Origin of the sequence: Synechococcus sp. MU1655, assembly GCF_023630655.1 — a bacterium.
Lineage (GTDB): Bacteria > Cyanobacteriota > Cyanobacteriia > PCC-6307 > Cyanobiaceae > Synechococcus_C.
In genome coordinates, this window is record NZ_JAKUHK010000091.1 from 1 (window position 1) to 6,993 (window position 6,993).

Sequence of the window (6,993 nt, forward strand, 5' to 3'; positions counted from 1 at the left end):
TGATCTCGAGGCGAGGCGTCGCGGGAGCAGCCTTTATTTAGCGAAAGGCAATCTGCCAATGTTTCCAGAATGCCTGTCGACGGGGCCTTTCAGTTTGCGAGCACGAACGCGAACGGCTGCCTGGAGCATCTGGGCGGAACTCACATCCGAAGGAGAACTCGGAGATCACGGAATCCAACGGAGCTGGGTCCAACCCACCTACCGACTCAGCTACGACGATGCCGATGAGTTGATCGAATTGGCACCCCCAGAAGACACCGACCTAGCGGAATTGGATGCGCTCCTCAGCCTCAGGCGTGAGTGCCGAGTCCGCGATGGAGCCTTGCTCATGGATCTTCCAGAAGGGCGAATTCGGTGTCGAGATGGTCAGCCTTCTCTGGAGGTCAGTGAACCTGGTAGATCAAGACAGATGGTGGCCGAAGCGATGATCTTGGCGGGTGCGGCGGTTGCCAGATTTGCGGAAGTTCATGACCTCGCCTTGCCGTTTCGCAGCCAGCTGACCGCTGACCTCCCCACCAGCTCCGAATTGGAGGCGCTCCCCGATGGAGCCGTACGATTTGCCGCCATCAAGCGCTGTCTCAGTCGTGGACTGATGGGAACCCAACCCGCAGCCCACTTCAGTTTGGGACTGGCCGCCTATGCCCAGGCCACATCGCCCATCCGTCGCTATGGCGATCTCGTTGTGCAGCGGCAATTGCAAGCTCAACTCAATGGCGAGGAAGCTCTGAATCGCGATGCCATGCAACTGCTGATCACCGACTTTGATGCAGCGGTGCGTGAAGGCATTGGGATCTCCCGGGAAGACCAACGCCACTGGCAGCAGGTTTGGTTTGAACACCACCGTAAGGAGCAATGGGCTGCTCAGTTCTTGCGCTGGTTGAGACCTCAAGATCAGCTTGGATTGGTGCGAATCGACGACCTAGCCATGGATGTGGCTGCGGATTGTCCAAGAGATTCAGAACCGGGCGAAGACATGCTGATCAACGTGCACCATGTGGACTCGGCACGAGATCAACTCAGACTTGTGGCCACGGCTCATTGACTGTCCCCGGAGTCATGCAGGCTGATACCCCGTAACCAAGGCCCCCAGGGGTTGGCGACGGCGCGTAACTCAACGGCTTTAGGACGTTCCTGATCCGCAAGCCAATCGCTCAGCTCAGGCTCCAGGGTGATCAAGGGCCAACGTCGACCACCCACCAGTTCCAGTTCGTATCCACCGTGGTGATCAGGCACCAGTGTTCCTGACCAAACGCCCTGTTGAGGCTGGGGAGGAGGAGAGATCGAAACCTTCTCCTCTGGACCTAGCCAACAACCATTCGGGCCCAGTAGCTCAGGGTTGTTCAGACAAGCGCGCTGCCTTTGTTGCCAATGGGGATGGTGCCAAGGGGTGTCCCAAAGCGGAACAAGTCCGGAAGGAGCCGTGGGCTCCTCGATTAAGAGCTCTTGAACAAGCCGAACCGGAAGAGATGCGAGGGGATGTCGGAGCCGAATCGACAGGGCCGCAGCAGCTCCAGCAGCCTGTCCCACATTGAAAATCAGTGGTTGGAGCCTTGTGGCCCCATTGGCCATGTGGCTCGTACTAAAACCCTTGTCAGCAACTAACAGGTTGTCGACATCAGCACTCACCAGCGCTTGATACGGGATGCAGAAGGGAGTCCCTGACCAACGACCACCCCAGCGACAGCTTTTTGGGGTTAATGGCCAATCAGGTCCTGGATAGTGATGGTCGTTGGCGTAATTACCAACAGCAATTGATTGCAGCTCACCGGCGTCATTCAAAGGAAGTGCAGCGATGGATTGACCGGTCGTCTGAGGCAGCAGCTCCTGTTCAATCACTGTCCGGAGTCCAATCATCCGGCGCCCCTCCCGCCAGTAGGGCATGGCCGCCAACCAGGGAGCCAGGCTTCCAGACTTCTGAGGGAACCCATGGCCAAAGGCCAACCAACCTTCGCTTGCTTCTGAAAGGGCCTCAACAAATTGAAGACTGTGGGCTTGCATCTCCCGAAACAGCTCTGCTTCCCTTTGAGGATCTCCACGAAATGCAGGCTCCAACCCCCGGTGCCAGTCATTGCCGTGCAACGGCCAATTGAGCATCACCAGTCCGCCAGGCAGGCGGCCATACGTGATGGTTCGTTCCAGGCCGAAGGCCTCGCAAGCCCGCTCAAACGGCGCTGGTAACACCGGCTGATCAGTGAGAAGAATGTTGGAGGAAGCATCGGGCTCCAAACGATCGCTCTGCAGCTGACCCATCACCACCCAGGTGGGGGACTGCACAGGCTGCTCTCGAAAAAAATCTTCTGTCTTAAGGCGCTGCTCGCTGGGAGCGCTCGGCTCCCCCCACACCTCCTCAGCCTCCCACCCAAAACGAAAGGGTGCCTCAGCCAAAGGCAATAAATCTCCGCGATCACTTCCGTCGATCACCAGATCGCAGACAATGCGGTGAACATCACTGGAGCGTTGAATCAGCACTGCTTGGACCGAAGATCCAGAGCGTTCCACATCCAGCAACTGACAATCCGCCCACCACTGAAGATTCGGGAGTGCCTGCACCCAGTTTTGAAGAATCGCCTCAGCCGTCGTAGGCCGATAACCAAAGCAGCTCACCCAGTTCTGATCGAGACCTTCAGGCTCGGCTTGATACAAAGCCCTCAGGAAGGCACCCCACAAACCGGTCTGCCAGGGGGCAAGTTCATTGCCATCAGGGCAACACACACCCGCCGTACTGACCATTCCCCCAAGCCATCGACCTGGAGTGAGAAGAAGCGTGTCTGCCCCGGACCGAGCAGCCTGAACTGCAGCAGCAACGCCTCCGGTCCCACCACCCCAAACCAATACTGGGATGTGGCAAGTTTGCGCTGTCATGCCTGAGCGGAATCGAGACAGCTAATCCGCAATTGTTCATCCACTGAAAGATGACCAAGGCAACGAAACCGCAGCGCCACAAGCTGCTCATACAAAGGGTTGTTTTTGCACATCGGTGGAATGTGGACCAGCTTGCGGCCAAACAAAATGATGTCGCGCTCAAACGGGCACTGAGAAGGAATCAGGTGAACGATGAAGGAGGAAATCCTCTCGTCACAGGGATCCAGATCATCCAGCCAATTCTTCAGGGGATCTAAAGGCTTCCATGGCTGAGTCACCCCACTGGAGCAAGGAACCAAGCTGCTGATTAATTCGCTGTTCAGGCCAAGCGCCTCGGCCCAGATCTGAAGTAAGTCAAGTTCCACTTGGCTGAGATGGCCATCAGCCAAAGCAACCACCACAGCAGACCTCAGGAATTGCTCCGCTTTGTTGGGGTCCAAGGAAAAAAGTCGTCTGATGTCTTCCGGATCAGGGGCCTGCCAAAGATTCCAATCAAAGTCTTGAACTGGACAATCGTTATTGAGCTGCTCAGCGAGCTGCCGCTGTTCCTCAGGTTCGAAGTCTCCATCAACTAGGGCCAACTGGTGCAACGCCGCAAGCCAAGTGGACCTCGCTTCATCTTCGAACGCAACGTTGAGAATCGGCATGGCGGAGCGAAGGGGGGTCGTTAGGATCCAAGGCCGGAAGGGGACCACCCCGAGACGACCATGATTTATACCCTTACAACCCCGCTTTATTACGTCAACGACAAACCACACTTAGGAAGCACCTACACCACCATTGCTTGTGATGCACTGGCCCGCTTTCAAAGGCTGGAAGGCCATGAAGTGGTGTTCGTGACTGGCGTTGATGAACACGGTCAAAAGATCCAACGCACAGCTGCTGATCAGGGAATTAGTCCAATTGATCACTGCAATCGGATCACAGCCAGGTACGAAAAAGCTTGGAAGGAATGGGACATCAGCAACGATCGATTTGTCCGAACCACCTCACCACGCCATTTGCCGCTGGTCCAACAGTTTTTCCAACGCTGTGAAGAGGCAGGAGATATCAGAAGTGGACGACAAACCGGTTGGTATTGCGTTGGTTGCGAGGAATTCAAGGATGATCCCGCCGAAGCAGTTAACCCAACGTGTTCGATCCACCAGAAACCATTGGAGTGGAGAGATGAGGAAAACCTTTTCTTTTGTTTGTCGCACTTCCAAGACAAAATTGAGAAGCTAATCGAGCAGTCCGACTTCATTGCACCAGCGAGTCGTCGCAACGAGATTCAAAATTTTGTAGCAGGTGGATTGCGCGACTTTTCCATCTCAAGGGTCAATGTGGATTGGGGATTACCAGTACCAGGGCATCAAGGCCATACCTTTTATGTCTGGTTCGATGCCTTACTCGGCTACCTCACAGCTCTATTAGACGATGGTGGGACTATTGAGCTTGATCGCTTAAATGCTGTTGGCTGGCCAGCGAATCAACACGTGATTGGCAAAGACATCTTGCGTTTCCATGCTGTGTATTGGCCAGCAATGTTGATGTCAGCAGGTTTAGCTTTACCCAAAAAAGTATTTGGTCATGGTTTTTTAACCAGAGAAGGTCAAAAAATGGGCAAGTCGATTGGCAACGTGCTTGACCCAGAATTACTTTTAAATCGCTGCGGCACAGATGCCGTTCGCTGGTATCTCTTACGCGATATTCAATTTGGAGACGATGGTGATTTCCAACAGCAGCGTTTTGTCGATCTCGTCAACAATGACCTCGCCAATACCATTGGCAATTTGCTCAATCGAACCTCATCGATGTCTCGTAAATGGTTTAACGAGTCCACTCCCACTGTTACGTCCAAAGACAGCGATCAACATGCGTTACGCCAGTCCGCAGAAACAGCAATTGCTTCGGTGCGCGAGGCCATGCCATCCATGGCCTTTCAGAAAGCGGCTGAGGCCATTCTTCACCTAGCGATTCAAGCGAACGGATACCTTAATGACCAAGCACCTTGGAGCAAAATGAAGAAGGGTGGTCAAGAAGCTCAGGTCGCGGTCGACTTATACGGAGTTCTAGAGAGCGCTCGACTTGTGGGATGGCTACTCCAACCTCTCGTTCCTGATTTGAGTGAGAGGATTTTGTCCCAGCTCAACCAACCTTCAGCGACTAACTGGACCGGAGAACTGGTATGGGGACGTCTCGAATCTGGCCATCCCCTACCCCAGCCCCAGCCAGTGATGCAACGACTGGAACTCGAAGAAGCACTGTGACCTTGGCTCAGCAATTCACCATCAACAGGTTGCTGAAAAGCGCAACCTTGATGACTCCAGTGATTCTTAGTGCCCTCATGCTGGGATGCACCTCATCCACAGACAATCGCGCGGGAACTGATGCACCCCTGCCATTTGTGTTTCGCAAGTTGGAGCTTGAACAAAAAAAATCGAGTGGAGATATCGACTGGAAACTCTCGAGCCCCGAAGCTCGCTATGAACTGTCACGCAGATTAGTGAGAGCTAAGCAACCCATTGGAATTCTCTACAACAAGAACAAACCATCGTTTAAAATTAGAGCTGAGTTTGCGGTAGTCATCAATGATGGTGAACAGATAATTCTCGAAGGCGATGTTCAGCTACAGCAAATCAATGGTCAAAAGCTATTAGTTAAAGGTGAAATATTGCGTTGGATTCCAGAACTCTCTCGCCTGGTGATGGAAGAAAAGCCAAGAGCTTTTGATGCTCGTTCGAGAATCACCGCAACCATTGCCATTCTTCAGCAAGACACCAATGACCTAACTCTCAACGGTCCTGTTCAACTCGATCGCTGGCAAGACAAGCTCGCACTCACGATGAAGCCAGATACGGTTATCCGAACAGGAAAGGCGCTGTGGAACCTAGAAAACGGCGCGCTCAAAGCGGATGGACCAGTTCTGGGTCAACGTCGCGATCAAGAGGGCGTTGTCTTAGAGCAGCTCGAGGGACGTGAATTGATCGGCAATACCCAGAAAGGCGTCATCACGGTGAAATCTCCTGTGACCGTCACCATGCCTAGAAGCAAAGGCCTGTTACTGGCCAAAGACACCAGCTGGAATTTCCGTCAACAAACCCTGAGAAGTAACGACTCATTTGAGGGGTTGATCAATGAAATCCAGATCAATGGTGAACGTTTCAGCGCTGAACTCGATCAAAATACTGTGATCATCCCTGAGGGCTGCCGCATCAAACAACCAGGCGAACGGTTACGCGCGCGGAAATGCCGATGGAATTGGCAAACAGACGAAGTTTTAGCGACTGGAAACGTTCGGGTAGAACGGGATGACAACAATCAAATTACAGAGGCACAAACGCTCAGAGGATCTGTAGGAGAGAAAGGATCACTGAGTTTCTCAGCTCCAGGCAACAAGGTACGTTCCGAACTCACGATTGAGGAAAAGACGAATCGTCAGGATCAATCAGAAGAGCGTTCTCAAGCTCCAGTGTTGTTTTAAGCCTTTCAGCCCAACCCATCAGCCACCGTTCATCGGATCGACTGAAACATCGCTCCGACCAGCCACCAATCACAACCCAGCCACTGTCTCCAAGTGGTTGCACCATCACGGAAGGCAAGCCGGGCAAAACGGGGTCAAACTCAGCTTTACCCGGATAGAGGGCTGTTTTCACGAGCGAAACAAGTTCTTGCTTTTGGAGGGAGCGTCGACAAATTTGGCCCGGTTCAAAATCACCAGTTCCTAAAAGGCCACGTCGAAGCAGAACGGAACCCTTCCAAAAGACAAGAATCGTGGCGGCGGAGGTCGCTGTAAGGAATTGATGGCTACCCCACGCCATTTCAGCTCGTACCGCATCGGTCAAGTTGGAAGAGAGCACAAAACCCTGCTCACCTTCCAGTTCAACCGCATCCGGACTGCGCGGGGAGGCCCGGGTCCAGAGTATGGAAACAAGCATCAAACCAACTCCCGCCATCCCGGCAAGAACATCGGCTCGCTCCAGACTTGGAGTGATGGTTTCAGCAGTGCTGGCATTCAGGATCGAAAGCCCCAAAACAAGCACGCCTGCGAGCAAACACCATTGGGCGGATCTCAACATATTTTGCAACTCATGAGCAGTCAGATCGATGCACTCTTGCTGAAATAGAAGCATTCCCCCAACGCTGATGACT

Annotated in this window: 6 protein-coding genes; 3 read left to right on the forward strand and 3 right to left on the reverse strand. The window is 53.5% G+C overall.

Features of this window, described 5'->3' with window-relative positions; genetic code table 11:
• A partial coding sequence (locus NCN04_RS05810; RefSeq protein WP_250395461.1) for a ribonuclease catalytic domain-containing protein occupies positions 1-1,042 on the forward strand: 1,042 nt, incomplete at its 5' end.
• On the opposite strand, the gene NCN04_RS05815 is transcribed toward NCN04_RS05810, so the two are convergent.
• Together NCN04_RS05815 and NCN04_RS05820 are read right to left on the reverse strand one after the other, a co-directional pair.
• On the reverse strand, positions 1,036-2,862 hold the full coding sequence (locus NCN04_RS05815) for an FAD-dependent oxidoreductase (protein WP_250395462.1): 1,827 nt from the start codon (positions 2,860-2,862) through the stop codon (positions 1,036-1,038). The two genes, NCN04_RS05810 and NCN04_RS05815, sit on opposite strands and share 7 nt — an antisense overlap.
• A complete protein-coding gene (locus NCN04_RS05820) occupies positions 2,859-3,509 on the reverse strand; it encodes a Mo-dependent nitrogenase C-terminal domain-containing protein (RefSeq protein ID WP_250395463.1) in 651 nt (216 codons plus the stop codon). The genes NCN04_RS05815 and NCN04_RS05820 overlap by 4 nt, the downstream gene beginning before the upstream one ends.
• A gap of 60 nt (positions 3,510-3,569) precedes the next feature.
• Between NCN04_RS05820 and metG the strand changes: the two genes are divergently transcribed.
• A complete protein-coding gene (gene metG, locus NCN04_RS05825) occupies positions 3,570-5,111 on the forward strand; it encodes a methionine--tRNA ligase (RefSeq protein WP_250395464.1) in 1,542 nt (513 codons plus the stop codon).
• Positions 5,108-6,325 carry an LPS export ABC transporter periplasmic protein LptC gene (gene lptC, locus NCN04_RS05830; protein ID WP_250395465.1) on the forward strand — a complete coding sequence of 406 codons (1,218 nt, stop codon included), beginning with the start codon at positions 5,108-5,110 and terminating at the stop codon, positions 6,323-6,325. Before metG ends, lptC begins: the two co-directional genes overlap by 4 nt.
• Here lptC and NCN04_RS05835 read toward each other — a convergent pair.
• Positions 6,255-6,974, reverse strand: coding sequence for a cofactor assembly of complex C subunit B (locus tag NCN04_RS05835; protein ID WP_502988759.1), 720 nt, complete (start codon positions 6,972-6,974; stop codon positions 6,255-6,257). The genes lptC and NCN04_RS05835 overlap by 71 nt on opposite strands.
• Between the last annotated feature and the right edge of the window lie 19 nt (positions 6,975-6,993).